Here is a 15,325-nt window from a genome sequence, read left to right as displayed (position 1 = left end):
CCCCAGGACCTCCCTCCCACGGGCCCTCGCACCTCCTGAGACGGTGCGACAGAGACAGGGAGCCCTTGCTTGCCGGAAGGGTGTTTTGAATATTGGTGACGCCGCACCGTCGTTGCGTTGGAATTTTCGCACCTACCGCATGTGGGAGTCTTCGAGATGAAGCGTCATTCCAGGTTGTGCGGAGCCCTTCTGTCGCTGGCCGTCGCGGCGCCGTTGACCGCGGCCGCGCAGGACCGGGGCCGCACGGATGGGCCCGAGGAATCCGAGTATGGCAAGGGCGGCTATTCGGGCTCGAACAGCCAGGGCGTGTCGCTCCAGCTCGACTGGGGTGCGGCCATCAATGACAAGGAGCCCCCCGAGGACGCGCCGTCGGGCCCGCCGCTGTACGTGGGCGCCACGCTGTCGCTGTGGGGCGCGGACTGGTTCTCGCTTGACGCGAGCGCCGCCTATGTCTTCGACGGTGGTCGCTTCATCGGCATGGTGGGACCGAAGTTCCGCACCTGGGGCTGGCCGCTGGTGTTCACCGCGGGCCTGAGGGCTGGCGCCATCGTGATTCCCGAGGCGGAGGGGCTTCGCTTCGGCATCTCCCCCCAGGTGGGCGCCGAGATTCTGATGGGCCACCGGGACAACATCCTCTTGGGGCTCAACTACAACCCGGACATCCCCATTGGCGGTGGCGGCGTGACGCACCGGCTGGGCATGTCCATCGGTTACAGGTTCTAGGGGAGGTCGCTCGCCATGATTGCCCAAGTGCTCGCAGCCACGCTGGCGTTGGCCTCCAGTCAGGCCCCCGTCAGCCTCTCCTCCACGGGAGGAGGTCCGCAGGTCTCCCTGCCTTTCCCCACGGGCACCACGCAGACCTACAACATCATCCAGTGGGACCCGAACCAGCTGCCGCGCATCTACGAGCGCTCGGACCAGCTTCCCCTCACGGATGAGGAGCTGACCAAGCTGTCCCAGGCCGGCTTCGAGCCCGCGCAGTTGGTGAAGATGATTGAAGAGCGGCGCTGCGCATGTGACGCCAGCGCGGACGGCCTCATCAAGTTGAAGAAGGCCGGGGTGGACAAGAACGTGCTCGCGGCGGTGTCGCGCCACGGCATCGCGCCCAACCGGGAGCTGGAGCTGCTGGTGACGATGGACTTCACCGGCGAGAGCCGCGTCGCGCGCGAGGCGTTCCTCTACTTCTTCGTCGACGACGGGGACCTCACCCGCGTCTTCAGCGCCAACATCACGGACCTGCTCCAGCGCCGCAACCGCCACGAGACGACGGTGGACCGCAGCGACATCCTCGTCGCGCGCACGGTGCGCCGCGTTCAGCTCTCCGGGCGGGTGCCGCTGAAGACGTACGGCAAGCACAACGTGCTGGTGGTCGCCAGCGCCAGCCCCACGCTCACCCATCCCTCCCAGCTCACCCCGCAGGAACGGGCGAAGTCGCAGAGCTACACCTTCGACTATCCCCGCGCCTCGCTCATGAGCCTGTGCCGCCTGACGGCGGGGTACCGCCGTGACGCGGTGCTCAACTACAAATGGAACTTCGAGGGCAGCCGCTTCGAATGCGAATGGAACTAGGAGTCATACGCACCATGAAGACCCATCGCCTCATCCTGACCGCCTGCCTCGCCGCCTCGCTCGTCGCGTGCACTGGCCCGCGCGCGTACACGCGCGGGTCGTACGAAGACCCGAACGAAATCGAGATGCTGTCGGACCAGTTCAACGAGAACGACCTGCAGCTCATCGCCAAGAAGATGGCGGAGTCGCTGGCCAACTCGCCGCGCTTCTCCACGCCGCGTCCGGACGGCTCGCTGCCCATCGTCCTCGTGGGCAAGCTGAAGAACAGCACGTCCGAGCACATCGACATGCGCTCGCTGGGCGACAAGATTCAGACGGCGCTCGCGCAGACGGGCCGCTTCGCCATGGTGGACCAGGCCGCGCGCCAGGACATCGCGGAGGAGTACGAGTACCAGCAGTCGGGCTACGTGGACCCGAACGCTGCCAAGGGCCCGGGCGCGCAGGTGTCCGTGGACTTCATGATGACGGGAGACCTGGCCTCCATCATCCAGGAGGTCGGCCGCGACAAGCTCGTGTACTACAAGATGACGGCGAAGCTGAGCAACGTGCGCACCGGCCTCATCGAGTGGACGGACGAGAAGCAGATCCGCAAGAAGTTCGAGAAGCGCGGCGTCAGCTGGTAGCAGGCTGACGCAAGCCGCTGGCTCCACGCGAAGGCTCGACTGCTCATGACCTCTCTTCTCCGCCACCTGGCGCGCCCTCGAGGTGGGGGCGTGCTCGCGCTGGCGAGCGTGCTCCTGCTGACTGGCTGCGCGGGCGACTACGTGGCGCGCACGCGCGGCGTCCGCGTGTCCTATCAGTCGGAAGACTATCCGGGCGCGCTGGTGGGGCTCGACGCCGTCTCGAAAGAGGGCTCGGAGAAGGACGCGCTGCTCGTGCTCCTGGACAAGGGCATGGTGCTGCACGCCGCTGGCGAGTGGGCGGAGAGCAACAAGGTGATGGAGGAGGCGGAGCAGCTCAGCGCACGGCTCGACGGCGTCTCCGTCAGCGAGGAGGCGGGGGCGCTCGTGACGAACGAGCGTCAGCGCGCCTACCGCGGCGAGGACTTCGAGAAGCTGATGATCTCCGTCGTCCAGGCTCTCAACTACGCGGAGCTGGGAGACGACGAGGCGGCCATGGTGGAGGTGCGTCAGGTCAACGAGCGCCTCCAGAAGATGGTCACCGAGGAGAAGAAGCCGTACCAGCAGCTCGCCATCGCCCGCTACCTGGGCGGTGTCATCCGCGAGGACCAGCGCGACTGGGACTCGGCCTATATCGACTACGCGAAGGCGTACGAGCTGGAGCCCCGGCTGGGCGCGCTGGTGGAGCCCCTGCTGCGACTGTCGAAGTCCACCGGCCGCGATGACGTCTACGCGGCGCTGAAGGAGAAGTACCCGGAGGTGGCCCATCCGCCCCTGGCCCGTGACGAGTCCCAGGTCGTCGTGGTGGTGGAAGCGGGGCTGTCGCCGGAGAAGCAGCCCACGTCCCGCGACTACGGCACCGGCGGCAACCTCATCGAGGTGCCCGTCTACCGGGACCGGGGCAGCGCGCCGTCGGTGCGCGTGCAGCTGGGCGACCAGGACGAGCGGGCGGTGACGGTGACGTCCCTTGCGGACGTCGCGCGGCTCCACCTGGACACCCGCATCGGCGGGATGCTGGCCAAGCAGCTCGCCAGCGTGGCGGTGAAGGCGGGCCTGGCGGCGGGCCTCGGCGCCGCGACCAAGAGCGAGGAGCTGGGCGTGCTGGCCTTCCTCCTGCTCAACGCTGGCAATGCGCCAGACCTGCGCTCCTGGCTTTCCTTGCCCGCTGAGTTCCAGGTGGCGCGCTTCCGGGTGCCGGCGGGGAGCCACACGGTCCGTGTAGAAGCGGGGGGACGGGTGTCGGAGCACACGGTGGACGTGAAGCCGGGCCGGGTAGGGTTGGTGGTGGTGCGGCGCTACTGAGTCGGCGGTTTTGTTGTGGCGGTTTTGTTGTAGGGTGCGCGCCCCATGTCGGTCCTGGCCACGGTGGCCCTCTACTCCCTCATCGTCGTCATCGGCGCGCTGCTTGGCGCGATGGTGGTGTTGTGGAATCAGCGGCCCACGCAGCTGGTCCGCTTCCTCGCCTTCGCCGCGGGCGTCATGCTGGGCGCGGCCTTCTTCCACATGTTGCCGGAGGCGTACGAGGGCGGGGGCTGGTGGGCCTTCGCGCTGGTGCCCGCGGGCTTCGTCTTCCTGCTCGTGCTGGAGCGCTACCTGGTGGCGCACGCGGGTGAGGACCTGCCCGGAGACCACATGTCCGGCAGCGGGCGCTCCCCCGCGCAGGCCGGGCAGGTGCTGGGGCTCACCGCGTTCCTCGGGCTGTCCACGCACACGCTGTTCGACGGCATCGCCCTGGGCTCGGCGGTGGAGGAGGGCGTGGGGTTGATGGCGCTCCTGGCCATCGTCGCGCACAAGGTCCCCTCCGCGCTGTCGCTCGCCTCCATCCTGAAGACGGAGGGGCGCTCGCGAAGCTCCATCCTCCTGCTCTCCGTGCTGTACGGGTTGATGGTGCCGGCGGGCGCGCTGCTGTACTTCGCCTTCGACGCGGTGCTGCGCTTCGAGAGCATGGCGCCCAAGGCGCTGGCCTTCTCCGCGGGCACGTTCCTCTACATCGCCGTGTCGGACCTGCTGCCGCACGTGCACCGGCATGGCAAGGACCAGCCGGGCCGCAACGTGCTGGCGCTGTTCGTGGGACTGGCCCTGATGTTCGGGCTCGCGCGTCTGATGGGGCATCCGGCGCACTGAGCCTGCTCGCTCGTGCGCTAAAGCCTCGCGCTCCGGAGTTTCGTCACAAACCGTCATTCGGTGCTCTCTCCACCAGGGAGGGGCCGCACGCGCCTGGGCTGACGGCCGGGCGGACGGTGCCTCGACGGAGGGCCGGAAGCGATGAGCACACCCAGTGGCGTGGCGGAGGGCCCGGGCATGGTCTCCCCCGGCGCGGGGAATGCCCCCACGCACGCGGGCTCGGAGTTCGAGGACGCGGTGCTCCAGGGCCTCATCCATGGAGGCTCCGCGAGTCCGGTGCCTCTCCCGGGAGACAGGCTGGGAGGCCTGGACGGCCGTCGGTACGAGGTCCTCGGTCTGCTGGGCGGCGGCGGCATGGGGCAGGTGTTTCGCGCGGTGGACCACGAGCTGTGGCGCACGGTGGCGCTGAAGTTCCTCGCCGCGCACCGGGGCCTCGCGACGCCCTCGCTGCTGGCCGCATTGCGCGAGGAGGCGCAGGCGATTGCCCGGCTGGACCACGAGAACATCGTCCGCATCCATGACGTGTCCGCGTGGAACACCGGGACGCTGGCGCAAGGCGAGGAGATGCCGCTGCGCGTGCCCTTCCTGGTGATGGAGTTCCTGGAGGGCGAATCGCTGCAGCGAATGCTGCGCCGGGAGCGACCCGACTTGCGGCGCACGTTGGACCTGATGACGGACGTGGCCGCGGGGCTCGCGCATGCGCATGAGCGGCGACTGGTGCATCGCGACCTCAAGCCCGCCAACGTCTTCGTGCTCGCGGATGGCAGGGCGAAGCTGCTCGACTTCGGCCTCGCGCGCTCACCGGCCGGACCCGCCCTGGCGCCCGAAGCCGCGCGCGCGGGGACTCCCGCGTACATGGCTCCGGAGCAGTGGCGGGGAGAGCCTCCGGACGCGAGGGCCGACGTGTGGGCCGCGGGGCTGTTGCTCTACGAGTTGCTCACCGGAGAGCACCCGCTGCCGCGCTCGAAGGCCGCCGAGCTGCGCCTGCACATCCCTTCCTCCCAACCCATGCCCTCGGTGAGTTGGAGATGTCCCGGGTTGCCGGAGGAACTCGTGCGTCTGGTGGCCTCGGCGCTGGCGAAGGACCCGGCGGAGCGGCCGGCGAACGGAGGCGAGCTGCTGGAGCGACTGCGCGGATTGCGTCGGCTGCTGGCGCTGGACGTCAACTCGGCCTCGCGTTCGAGCATCTCCGGTCGTCGCTTGGTGACGCTGGTGTCGTGCCGGCTCGCGCAGGAGCGCGGTGGCATGGAGCGCCTGGACCCGGAGGATTGCAGCGAGCTGGAGGGCGCCTTCCACCAGGGCTGCACGCGCATCATCCACGAGCACGAGGGCGCGATGACGCTCGCGGTGGGCGCGGAGGTGCTCGCGTGCTTCGGTTTTCCCGTGGCGCGCGAGGGGGATTCGGAGCGGGCGGTGCGCGCGGCGCTGCGGCTGCAAGAGGTGCTTCCCGGTGAGCTCGCGGGGCTGGGGCCTCCGGGTGTGGTGGTGAAGGTGGGGCTGCACACGGACCGCGTGGCGTTGGCGGATGCCTCGCCGCTGTTGCACGGCACGGCGCCTCCCATGCAGGGCGAGGCGCCCAAGGTGGCCTCGTGGCTGGCCGCACAGGCGGGGCCCGACGCGGTGCTGCTCACCGAGGGCACGCATGCGTTGGTGCGAGGCCGCATCCGCACGCGCTCACTGGGGGCCTGGGCCTTCGAGGGGTTGTCGGGCACGTCATGGCTGGACGTGCATGAAGCGCTGGGAGAGCGGCCGGGTGCGAGCCGGTTCGACCGGGCCCTGGTGGTCGGCGCGTTGTCGCCGTTGGTGGGCCGCGAGCGGGAACTCCAGCGGCTCACGACGTGGCGGGCCGATGCGCTGAGTGGACGCGGCGTGGGCGTCCTGGTGCGAGGGGACGCGGGCATCGGCAAGTCGCGACTTGTCCAGGAGCTGCATGACCGGGAGGCACCGGGGACGAGCACCTGGGCGCGTTGTCAGTGTGGTGTGCGGGGAACGGGCAGCGCCTTCCATCCGCTCATCGACTGGTTCCAGCGCTTCCTGGGCTTCGCCCGCGACGACGCTCCCGAGCGCAAGCTCGCGCGTCTGGTGGAGCGTCTGGGCGTGCTGGGCGTGGACGTGGAGCTCTCGTGTCCGCTCGCTTCGTTCTTGTCGCTGCCTGTTCCGGAAGGCTCGCCCTTCCTGCACCTGTCCGGTGAGCGGCAGCGGGCCGCGATGATGAAGGCCTTGGTGGAGGTGTTCCGTCACGAGGACGTGCGCAGGCCGGTGGTGCTGGTGGTGGAGGACCTGCACTGGGCGGACCCTTCCACCCTCCAGTTTCTCGGAGTTCTGCTGGAGCGGTTGGAGGGGACTCGCCTGTGTGTGTTGCTCACCGCGCGCCCGGGCGTCACGCAGGTGTGGAGCGAGCACGCGGCGCTCCATTTCCTGGATGTGGAGCCCCTACCTCCCGAGGCCACCGCGGCGCTGGTGCGCGAGGTCGCGGGCCAGCGCGCCCTGACTCCGAAGACGGTGGCGCGACTGGTGTCACGGACTGACGGAGTCCCCCTCTTCGTCGAGGAGCTGACGCGGGTGGTGGTGGTGCAGGAGGCCGTGCGAGGGGACTCGGGTGAGACGCTCTCCGCGGTGCCCGCGGTGCTGCACGAGCTGCTCCTTGCGCGTCTGGACCAGCTTCCTCCCCGGCAGCGCTCCCAGGTGCAGCTCGCGGCCACGCTGGGGCGCGAGTTCAACTACGAGACGCTGCGCGCGGTGTCCTTCCTCCGGGAAGACGAGCTGGAGCCGGAGCTGGAGCGACTGGAAGAGGCGGGACTGCTCTTCCGGCAGGGCCAGCCGCCATGCACCACGTACGCCTTCCGACACGCGCTCATCCAGGAAGCGGCCTACCAGTCGCTCTTGCGCAGCACGCGCCAGCGCTACCACGGTCGTGTCGTGCAGGTGCTCTCCGAGCAGTTCCCCGAGGTGGTGGAGGAGCAGCCGGAGCTGGTGGCCCACCACGCCACGCTCGCGGGGCTGACGCGCCAGGCGGCGGAGTTCTGGCGGAGCGCGGGCCAGCTCGCGGGCGCGAAGTCGGCCTTCCCGGAGGCCATCAGCCACTACTCGCGGGCGCTGGGACAACTGGAGCTGTTGCCTCCCTCTCGCGAGCGGGATGAGTTCGACATCGTGCTGCGCGTCGAGCTGGGACAGGCGCTGGTGGCCTCGAAGGGCTTCGGAACGCGCGAGGTGGAGGACGCCTTCACCCGGGCCGCCGCGCTGTGTGACCCATCTCAATGCATCCCCACGTCGCTCTTCTGGGGACTGTGGAACATCGCGCTGGTGCGAGGGGATGGTGAAGGCATGGACCGCCTCGCGGAGCTCTTCCGCTGCCAGGGAGACGAGCACGCGGACCTGGAGGCGCGCGTGGTGCTGCACGGCGCGCTCAACAGTCAGGCGTTCTGGCGCGCGGACTACACATCGTGTCGAAGCCATGGCCTGGAGGTGAAGGCCCTGCTGGGCCGGGAGGGAGTGGCGGAGCAGCTCGCGCAGATTCGCGGTGGGCGGCTGGGCCATGCCTCCGAGCAGTGCCTGCATGCGCTGATGTACCTGGCGGTGAGCGAGCTGGTGCTGGGGCACACCGACACCGCGCTCGCGACGCAGGCGCAGGCCTTCGCCCTCGCCGAGTCCATGAGCCATCCCTATGCCATCGCCACGGTGTCCGTCTTCGGAGCGATGCTGGCGCTGGAGCGTGGAGACCCGGCGACAATGCTGGAGGTGTCAGGGCGGGCCGTGGGCCTCTGTGTCGAGTACGGCTTTCCGTTGCCCCTGGTGGGGAGCATCTGCCTGCACGGGCTCTCCCTGGCGGTCCTCGGAGACGTGGAGGGCGGCGTCGCGCGTGTCCACGAGGGAATCGCGTTGATGAACTCGCTGGGCGCGACGCTGCTCCAGGGCGCGTGCCTGACGACGCTGGCTCGCGCATACCTCGCGGGAGGGAAGGTCGACGAGGGGCTGGCCGCCTTGAGTCAGGCGCGGGTCCATGTGGAAGGGCGCGTGGCGCGCCATCCCCTGGCGACGTTGTTGCGAGTCCACGGGCAGCTTTTGTTGCTGCGAGGGGACATGGGCGAGGCGCGCGAGTGCTTCCGACGCTCGCTCGCGGTGGCTCGAGACACAGGCGCGCGACTGCATGAGCTGGGCGCGGCGGTGGAGTTGGCGAGGCTTGCGCGGCACACCGATGAAGCGGCGGAGGCGCGCGTGCTGCTGGAGTCGCTGAAGGAAGTCTTTTCAGGGAGCCAGGCGCTCGCGGATGCCTGGGCCGCGCGTGCGCTGCTGGCGGAGTGGGACTGACGGCTCACGCCGCCGATGACAGCTCGGAGGGCGGCGGGTCGCCATGCGCGAGACACCTGGTGACACACCGCAAAAGCTCGGACAGCTCACCGGACTTGCGCAGGAAGACTTCATCCGCGGCGCCAGGTCCACACTCCATGCTGCTGTGGACGATGCGCGGAATGCGGCACAGCCGTTCATCGGTGCGCAGCCTCCCGCAAAGCTCCAGGCCGCTCATTCCCGGCATCATCACGTCGGTGAGGATGAGGTCTGGCTTCAGCGACTGCGCGAGCGACAGGGCCACCTCACCATTCGGCGCGGAGGCGACCTCACAGCCCAGTTCTCCGAGAGCCTCGGTGTAGATTTCGAGGAGGGTCGAATCATCGTCGACGAGGAGGATGAGAGGCATGCGGGTGTCTCGGGGTGAGGCGGCCATGCCGCTGTTCCACTGGGATGGGGACGCGACGACATGGATGTGAATTCATCGGGACTCCGCGTTCGTCACGATGACGGTGCAAGCCATTCCATCCGCTCGGAGGTGTGAAGAATGTCGCCGAAGGAACGAGAGGCGCTGGAGCAGAGGATTCGCGAGCGCTGCACCCTGGAGGACACGGCGGGCGCCGTGGAAGCCGCGGTGGAGGGATATGGCCCGGAGATACGAAGACTCCTGGGGACGTTGTTGCGAGAGCCGGAGCAGGCGCGAGAGGCCTTCAGCATCTTCTGCGAGAGCCTGGTGAGGGACCTGCCAGGCTTTCGTTGGGAGAGTACTTTCAGGACGTGGGCCTATCGCGTGGCGCGGAATGTCGCGTACCGGATGGCCACCGCCTTCTCGCCGAGGAGGGAGCGGGTGGCGAGCCGGGAGATGGTCGATCTCATGCACGTCGAGCGTTCAGGCACGGCGCCCTGGCTCCAGACCCCCGTGAAGGACCGCTTCCGCTCCTTGCGCGCGCAGCTGGAGCCCGGAGAACGAAACCTCCTGCTGCTGCGCGTGGACCGTCGGATGTCCTGGCTCGACGTCGCTCGGGAAATGGGGGGCACCCAGTCCTCGGAGGGGCTCCAGCGGAAGGCGGCCGTCCTGCGCCAACAGTTCAAGAGTCTGAAGGAGCGGCTGCGTGAGCTGGCGCGGGATGACCGTCTGATTTCCAGCGCGTGACGCCCGGGGCATGAGGGGACGCCGGCCCCCGCCCGCCTGCCCGCCCTGTCGCTGCGCGAACCGGGGCGCGGGCGCACCCTTGAGGGGACTCGGCCCGAGCGGCGCATGGTGCGCGCGAGGCTCGTGGACCGCGGCGAAAGGGGCCTTGTCATGCTCACCGTGGGCGACCTGATGACCCGGGATGTCGTCACGCTGGAAGAGACCGATGACCTGGTCCGCGTGGATGACCTGCTGAAGCTCAACCACATCCGTCACCTGCCGGTGGTTCGCGAGGGACGGCTGGTGGGGTTGGTGAGTCATCGTGACTTGATTCGCGCGTTGGCGCGTCAGCTCGCGGCGCATCAGTCGGAGCCCATCTCCGTCGCGCGCATCATGTCGCGGGATGTGGAGATGGTGAGGTCGGACCTGCCCGTGCGGGACGGCATCTACAAGCTCCTGGACCACCGCTTCGGTTGTCTTCCGGTGGTGGACAGGGACAGGCGACTGGTGGGCATCGTCACCGAGGCCGACTTCATGCGCATGGCGGCGCGGCTGCTGGATGCGGCCTCGGCGCGCAGGGATGACTCGGCGGGAGTCTCCGCTCCTTGAACGGGAGGGTGGGCGCATGCATGACGGACACGCCGTCTCAGGTGGTGGTCCGCCCTCCGCGTCGGCGGAAGGCTCGTCGCGACATCACAGCGTATGGGGCTGGCTTCCAGGTGTGGTGCTGCTGGGCGCGTTCATCGCGTTCGTGGTGCTGCGCTTCGGAGAGGAGCGACAGTTTGCCCAGATGCTGAAGCGCGCGCGGCCGGAGTGGCTGCTGGCCGGTGCCGTGCTCCAGGTGCTCTCGTATCTCACGATGGCGGGCTGCTGGCTGGTGACGCTGAGCACGGCGGGGGTGAAGGCGCCGTGGATGCGCACCGCGGGGCTGGCATTGATGAAGCTCTCCTTCGACCAGTTGGTGCCCACGGCGGGGATTGGTGGCTCGGTGGTGGTGATGAAGGGGCTCCAGAAGGAAGGAGCTCCCCCTCGGGTGGCGACCGCCGCGTTGCTGGTGGACATGGTGTCCTTCTATGCGGCGCATGCGGTGGCCGTGGTCATCTCCATCCTCATCATCTGGTTCCGCGCGCAGCTCCACGCGGCCATCCTGGGGTTGGCCACGGCGTTCGCCGCGCTCGCTTGCGCGGTGCCCTTCGGAATCCTCTGGTTGACGCGGCACGGAGGCTGGCAGCCGCCGCGCTGGGCTCGGCGCATCCCCGGGCTCAGTGGCCTGCTGGAGTCCATCTCCCAGGTCCCGCCCGAGTTGGTGCGCGACAAGTGGCTGCTGGTGCGTGCGAGCGCGTTGCAGTTCGCGACCTTCGTGCTGGATGCGCTCACGCTCTCGTGCATGTTCTTCGCAGTGGGGCACCCGGTGGATTTCCCGGATGTGTTCGCCGCGTTCATGCTGGCGACGCTGGTGATGACCCTGAGCATCATCCCGGGAGGGGTGGGGACGTTCGAGGCCACCGCGGTGGGGACGCTGTCCTCGCTGGGAGTGCCCGTGGAGGTGGGGCTCACGGCGGTGATGTTGCTGCGAGGTTTCACCCTGTGGTTGCCGCTGCCGCTGGGCGTGGTGCTGCTGCGTCGGATGCTCGGGGTTCGGCTGCGTGACGCGATGTCGAGTCCGGGGTCCGAGTCGTCGGCCTCGCCCGTGGTGTCGTCAGAACAGCGGACCGCGTGAGGGGCTGACACGCTTTGGCTTGGCTTTCGCCGCGCGGGACCTGAGGATGCGCGCGCCCGAGCGGGCACCCATCCATGGAAAAACGCACTGACTGGTACGAGCACCCGGAGTACTACGAGGCCATCTTCGGCACGGACACCGTGCGGGAGGCGGATTTCCTCCAGGCGCTCAGCGCGCGTCATGGCACGGGAGGCTCGCAGTGGCTGGAGCCCGCGTGTGGCGCGGGACGGTTGGTGGCCGAGGCCGCCAGTCGCGGCATGAAGGTGGCGGGCTACGACATCTCCGAGGCCATGCTCGCGCATGCGCGCAAGCGGCTGACTCCGGCGGAGCGTCGTCGGGTGAAGCTGGCCCCGTCGCGCATGGAGGAGTTCTTCGAGCCCGCGCTGGAGGGGAAGGTGGATGTCGCGCACAACCTCGTCTCCACCTTCCGCTACCTGGACAGCGAGGCGGCGGCGCTCGCGCACTTGAAGGGCACGCGACGGCTGCTCAAGCCCAACGGCATCTATGTGCTCGGCTTCCACCTCACCGACTACTCGCGGAGCGTGCCCGAGCACGAGAGGTGGCTGGGGCGCGTGGGCAAGGACAAGGTCGTCTGCAACACCCACGAGGGGCTGCCGGACCGGCGCGCGCGGCGCTCACCCATGCGCAACCGACTGCGCATCACCGGTCCAGGGAAGGACTGGCTCATCGAGACGACGTGGTTCTTCCGCACGTACGACGCGGCGCAGGCGGGCAAGTTGTTCCGCGATGCGGGGCTGAGCGTGGTGGCCGCGTATGACTTCGACTACGACGTGAGCTCACCCGTGGCACGCGGCAGTCGGCGGCTGGACCGTGTCTTCGTGCTGCGGCCGGATGCAGGCTCGGTGGAGCAGGGGGCTTCCGAGAACGCGCCGGCGCGGAAGGTCGTCGCCGCGGCGAAGAAGCCGGTACCGAAGGTGACTCCGGAGAAGAAGGTGGCTGTGCCGAGGAAGACCTCTCCGGCGCGGAAGGTCGCCGCCGCGGCGAAGAAGCCGGCAGCGAAGGTGACTCCGGAGAAGAAGGTGGCTGCGCCGAGGAAGACCTCTCCGGCGCGGAAGGTCGCCGCGACGAAGAAGGTGGCCACTGCGCCGGATGCGACTACTCCGACGAAGAAGCTGGCCACGGCGCCGGATGCGACTCCTCCGACGAAGAAGCTGGCTACGGCGCCGGATGCGACTCCTCCGACGAAGAAGCCGACCCGCCGACGAAGCTGACTCCGAAGCAGGCACTGGCTTCGTCACGGACGAAGCCTCCGGAGCGGGCGCTGAAGTCCTGGCGAAACGAGACCCAGCGAAGGCTGGGTCTGTGTTCAGGCGTCCGCCCCCGCCTTCGCGAGCACGTAGCAGAGCTCACGCAACGCGGCCCGTCGCATGGAGTCCACGTCCGGGAATCCCTCGTCGCGTGCGGCCTGCTGGATGGGACTTGGAACCATCCGTCCCTGATGCTCCTCGAAGTACCAGGCCCACAGGGCGCCCTCGGTGATGCCCGCGTCCTCCAGGCGTGGCGCTGACAGGCCCGCCTCCGTGAGCACTTGTTCCTTGTCTCGGGCTCTCTGTACCAGCGCGCCGTATTCGCCCGTCAGGCGCAGGTGGTCCGCCAGGTGGCGCAGGACATCTGGCTCGAAGAGGGTCTCCACCCAGCGCACATGAGACTCGTCGCGCAGAAGGCGAGGGGCATCGTCGACGTACTGCTCCGACTTCCATTGCTCGAAAGTCTCGAGGGTGAGCTGCCGCTCCTGCCGCAACGCCTCTTCCGTCGCGCGAAGCTCCGCCACGCCCGGCTCCCGGCCCAGCCGTCGCGCTTCCTCCACGGCGAGCGCACGCGCCATGCTCGACCGTTGCGCCTCCTTCAGCCCGCCACGCAGTCGCAGTTCATCGAGCAGCGCCTCGGACGACACTCCTTCCAGGGGATTCGCCGCGTAGCGCAGCGGCTGTCTGCCCGCGCGCCGCCGTGCCTCTTCCCACGCGTCGGTGTGCTGGAAGGGGAAGCGCGTCTGCTTGGGCGAGAGCCCCGCCTCCATCCGCGCCCGAATCTCGCGCAGCAGCGCCACCGCATCCGCGCGCTTGGCGTCCACCCGGCCCCGCGGCAGCCAGGCCTTGAGCGCCTCCAGCTCCGCGCCAGGAAGCCCCTCTTGCGCGGCTCGCGTCAACACCGTGGGCCACACCCGCTCCACGTAGAAGAGGGACTTGGCCAGTCGCTCCAACGCCGCGCGAGTGCTCTCACTCACCACGTTGCCCAATCGAGCCGCCGCCAGCGTGGCGCGGATGTTCACCATCGCCTCGGACAGGGGCCGCCAGTGGTCCTCGGCGCTCGCGTGCGCCACCGCCACCTCGTCATCGTCCTCCAGCACGCCTCGCCGGAAGTCCTCGAAGATGGCGCCGACTCCCTCCATTCCGAAGGACGTCAGCTCCGCGGCGCGCAGCGCGCCCATGCTCGCGGCGCCGAAGACGTGGATGCCTTCCGCCAGGGCCCAGAGGATTTCCTTGTGCCACACGGCGGGCACATGCTCGAAGAAGCCGTCGATGATGCCGATGGCCACCGGCTTCTCCAACGTGGCCCGGTAGACGTCACCCTGTTGCACGGGAGGCAGGTACACCACGTCCAGCTCCTGGCTCGCCTCTTCGGGGCGCAGCGTGGGGCCCGTGAAGATGAACACCTTCATGCCCCATCCCCTCGCATGGCGCGCAGTGCGCGAGGGCCCGGGACATAGCCCGGTGCTTCATGTGTGGGCTCCAGTCCGGGCACCACCACGCGCACCACGGGCAACCCCAGCTCCGGCTTCGTCAGGTCCACCACGACCACTTGTGTCACTCCCGCCGCGCGCACCTTCGCCAGCACCCACTCGAGGTCCTCCTCGAACGTCTCCGCATCCTGATGGGGAGCATCCTGGAAGCGGCGCACCGGCGGCTCCTCGCGCAGCCGCGTCCGGAGCCGCTCCGCCACCACGCCTTCCCGAGCCTCCTCGTACGCCTTGCGGTGCAGGTCATCCCTCGCCCCGCTGATGCGCGTGAGCCGACTCTGCGCCGCCTCTGTCAGAGCCCGCAGCAGCGCCACGCCCCGCGACGGGTGACAGCCCATGCCGCCCGCCACCGCCACGGGGCGCAAGGGCTCCGACTCCCGGTCGACGATGTAACAGGCGAAGGCGGGCACCCCGACATCGCTCGTTGTCTCCCAGACGCCCACGGCCATGCCCGCGCGCGCATAGGTCTCCAGCACCTCGCGACAGGCCGCGTCGTCCACGGTGCCCAGGTCCAACCGCGTGGCGGCCTGGCTCCGTTCTCCACCCGCGTGCCACAGCGCGGTGGCGTCACGCTCCACCACCTCGCACAACCCATGGAGCGTCGCCTCGAGGACGTGATTCCCCGAGGCCAGCCCGTTGCTGCTCATGAGGAACGCGCCACTCCCGGTGGGAAGCGGCAGCGTGAAGTCGGTGTGCACCATGTCGAACGGCACCCACAGCGGACCGCCGCCGAGCAGGTCCACGCCTTCCACCCAGAGCATGCGCCAGTTGGGATGGAACAGGCTCACCGACAGGCGCGGCAGTCCCGCCACGTCGACCACGGGCGAGCGGAAGCGCAGCTCGTTGTACGTGGCCAGCTTCAGGGGCAGCGAGATGTGCTCGGCATGGTAGCCCTCCACGGACTCCATCACCCCGGACGCCTTCGCCGCCGCGAGCGTGACGCCCTTGCCCTGGGACACCGCCAGCGAGCGCGCATTGGGCCGCGTCACCATGACGACGGGGATTCCAATCGTGTCCAACCCCGTGACGTTGGCGATGCGGGTGATGCCCAGGACGGGCATGAGGCGTCGCACGCGCTCCAGGGTCTGCTCGGGCGACATCACCCGATGTGTCCC

General features: G+C 69.1%; 13 protein-coding genes. 10 read left to right on the top strand and 3 right to left on the bottom strand.

Going from position 1 to position 15,325, the window contains the following annotated elements; all coding sequences use genetic code 11:
* Window positions 1–156: 156 nt before the first annotated feature.
* The 6 genes from HR086_RS19505 to HR086_RS19480 all read left to right on the top strand — a co-directional run bounded on the left by HR086_RS19505 (window position 157) and on the right by HR086_RS19480 (window position 8,621).
* On the top strand, window positions 157–723 hold the full coding sequence (locus tag HR086_RS19505; protein ID WP_141647881.1) for a hypothetical protein: 567 nt from the start codon (window positions 157–159) through the stop codon (window positions 721–723).
* A gap of 15 nt (window positions 724–738) precedes the next feature.
* Window positions 739–1,569 carry a hypothetical protein gene (locus HR086_RS19500; protein ID WP_174461530.1) on the top strand — a complete coding sequence of 277 codons (831 nt, stop codon included), beginning with the start codon at window positions 739–741 and terminating at the stop codon, window positions 1,567–1,569.
* A gap of 14 nt (window positions 1,570–1,583) precedes the next feature.
* Window positions 1,584–2,192 carry a penicillin-binding protein activator LpoB gene (gene lpoB / locus HR086_RS19495; protein WP_174461529.1) on the top strand — a complete coding sequence of 203 codons (609 nt, stop codon included), beginning with the start codon at window positions 1,584–1,586 and terminating at the stop codon, window positions 2,190–2,192.
* Window positions 2,193–2,237: 45 nt separating this feature from the next.
* Window positions 2,238–3,491, top strand: a complete 1,254-nt coding sequence (locus tag HR086_RS19490) for a COG3014 family protein (RefSeq protein ID WP_174453085.1) — start codon at window positions 2,238–2,240, stop codon at window positions 3,489–3,491.
* Window positions 3,492–3,536: 45 nt separating this feature from the next.
* A complete protein-coding gene (locus HR086_RS19485) occupies window positions 3,537–4,313 on the top strand; it encodes a ZIP family metal transporter (RefSeq protein WP_141647885.1) in 777 nt (258 codons plus the stop codon).
* Between the two features lie 141 nt (window positions 4,314–4,454).
* Window positions 4,455–8,621 (top strand): protein kinase, encoded by a 4,167-nt coding sequence (locus HR086_RS19480; protein WP_174466354.1) that lies wholly within the window; start codon window positions 4,455–4,457, stop codon window positions 8,619–8,621.
* A gap of 4 nt (window positions 8,622–8,625) precedes the next feature.
* On the opposite strand, the gene HR086_RS19475 is transcribed toward HR086_RS19480, so the two are convergent.
* Window positions 8,626–9,009 carry a PleD family two-component system response regulator gene (locus HR086_RS19475; protein WP_174461526.1) on the bottom strand — a complete coding sequence of 128 codons (384 nt, stop codon included), beginning with the start codon at window positions 9,007–9,009 and terminating at the stop codon, window positions 8,626–8,628.
* Between the two features lie 138 nt (window positions 9,010–9,147).
* On the opposite strand from HR086_RS19475, the gene HR086_RS19470 reads away from it, so the two are divergent.
* The 4 genes from HR086_RS19470 (at window position 9,148) to HR086_RS19455 (ending at window position 12,684) form a co-directional block, all read left to right on the top strand.
* A complete protein-coding gene (locus tag HR086_RS19470) occupies window positions 9,148–9,753 on the top strand; it encodes an RNA polymerase sigma factor (protein WP_174466353.1) in 606 nt (201 codons plus the stop codon).
* Window positions 9,754–9,903: 150 nt separating this feature from the next.
* Entirely contained in the window at window positions 9,904–10,341 is a 438-nt protein-coding gene (locus tag HR086_RS19465; protein ID WP_141647889.1) for a CBS domain-containing protein, read from the top strand.
* 16 nt (window positions 10,342–10,357) lie between these two features.
* A complete protein-coding gene (locus HR086_RS19460; protein ID WP_254624860.1) occupies window positions 10,358–11,452 on the top strand; it encodes a lysylphosphatidylglycerol synthase transmembrane domain-containing protein in 1,095 nt (364 codons plus the stop codon).
* A 74-nt stretch (window positions 11,453–11,526) separates the two neighbouring features.
* Window positions 11,527–12,684 carry a methyltransferase domain-containing protein gene (locus HR086_RS19455; RefSeq protein WP_373564327.1) on the top strand — a complete coding sequence of 386 codons (1,158 nt, stop codon included), beginning with the start codon at window positions 11,527–11,529 and terminating at the stop codon, window positions 12,682–12,684.
* Between the two features lie 95 nt (window positions 12,685–12,779).
* Here HR086_RS19455 and HR086_RS19450 read toward each other — a convergent pair whose 3' ends face one another.
* Both HR086_RS19450 and HR086_RS19445 read right to left on the bottom strand, forming a co-directional pair.
* Window positions 12,780–14,132, bottom strand: coding sequence for a TfuA-like protein (locus tag HR086_RS19450; protein ID WP_174466352.1), 1,353 nt, complete (start codon window positions 14,130–14,132; stop codon window positions 12,780–12,782).
* A complete protein-coding gene (locus HR086_RS19445; protein WP_305794076.1) occupies window positions 14,129–15,310 on the bottom strand; it encodes a YcaO-like family protein in 1,182 nt (393 codons plus the stop codon). The genes HR086_RS19450 and HR086_RS19445 overlap by 4 nt, the downstream gene beginning before the upstream one ends.
* Window positions 15,311–15,325 lie beyond the last annotated feature (15 nt).

Origin of the sequence: Myxococcus sp. CA039A (assembly GCF_013336645.1) — a bacterium.
Classification (GTDB): domain Bacteria; phylum Myxococcota; class Myxococcia; order Myxococcales; family Myxococcaceae; genus Myxococcus; species Myxococcus llanfairpwllgwyngyllgogerychwyrndrobwllllantysiliogogogochensis.
This window is presented reverse-complemented; position numbering and strand designations above follow the sequence as displayed.

What these genes read in the sequence shown, in the direction of transcription:
- HR086_RS19465 (WP_141647889.1), top strand. Translation starts at nt 9,904, where the DNA reads ATGCTCACCGTGGGCGACCTGATGACCCGGGATGTCGTCACGCTGGAA.
- HR086_RS19445 (WP_305794076.1), bottom strand. Translation starts at nt 15,310, where the DNA reads ATGTCGCCCGAGCAGACCCTGGAGCGCGTGCGACGCCTCATGCCCGTC.
- HR086_RS19450 (WP_174466352.1), bottom strand. Translation starts at nt 14,132, where the DNA reads ATGAAGGTGTTCATCTTCACGGGCCCCACGCTGCGCCCCGAAGAGGCG.
- HR086_RS19505 (WP_141647881.1), top strand. Translation starts at nt 157, where the DNA reads ATGAAGCGTCATTCCAGGTTGTGCGGAGCCCTTCTGTCGCTGGCCGTC.
- HR086_RS19470 (WP_174466353.1), top strand. Translation starts at nt 9,148, where the DNA reads ATGTCGCCGAAGGAACGAGAGGCGCTGGAGCAGAGGATTCGCGAGCGC.
- HR086_RS19455 (WP_373564327.1), top strand. Translation starts at nt 11,527, where the DNA reads ATGGAAAAACGCACTGACTGGTACGAGCACCCGGAGTACTACGAGGCC.
- HR086_RS19460 (WP_254624860.1), top strand. Translation starts at nt 10,358, where the DNA reads ATGCATGACGGACACGCCGTCTCAGGTGGTGGTCCGCCCTCCGCGTCG.
- HR086_RS19475 (WP_174461526.1), bottom strand. Translation starts at nt 9,009, where the DNA reads ATGCCTCTCATCCTCCTCGTCGACGATGATTCGACCCTCCTCGAAATC.
- HR086_RS19485 (WP_141647885.1), top strand. Translation starts at nt 3,537, where the DNA reads ATGTCGGTCCTGGCCACGGTGGCCCTCTACTCCCTCATCGTCGTCATC.
- HR086_RS19500 (WP_174461530.1), top strand. Translation starts at nt 739, where the DNA reads ATGATTGCCCAAGTGCTCGCAGCCACGCTGGCGTTGGCCTCCAGTCAG.
- HR086_RS19490 (WP_174453085.1), top strand. Translation starts at nt 2,238, where the DNA reads ATGACCTCTCTTCTCCGCCACCTGGCGCGCCCTCGAGGTGGGGGCGTG.
- HR086_RS19480 (WP_174466354.1), top strand. Translation starts at nt 4,455, where the DNA reads ATGAGCACACCCAGTGGCGTGGCGGAGGGCCCGGGCATGGTCTCCCCC.
- lpoB (WP_174461529.1), top strand. Translation starts at nt 1,584, where the DNA reads ATGAAGACCCATCGCCTCATCCTGACCGCCTGCCTCGCCGCCTCGCTC.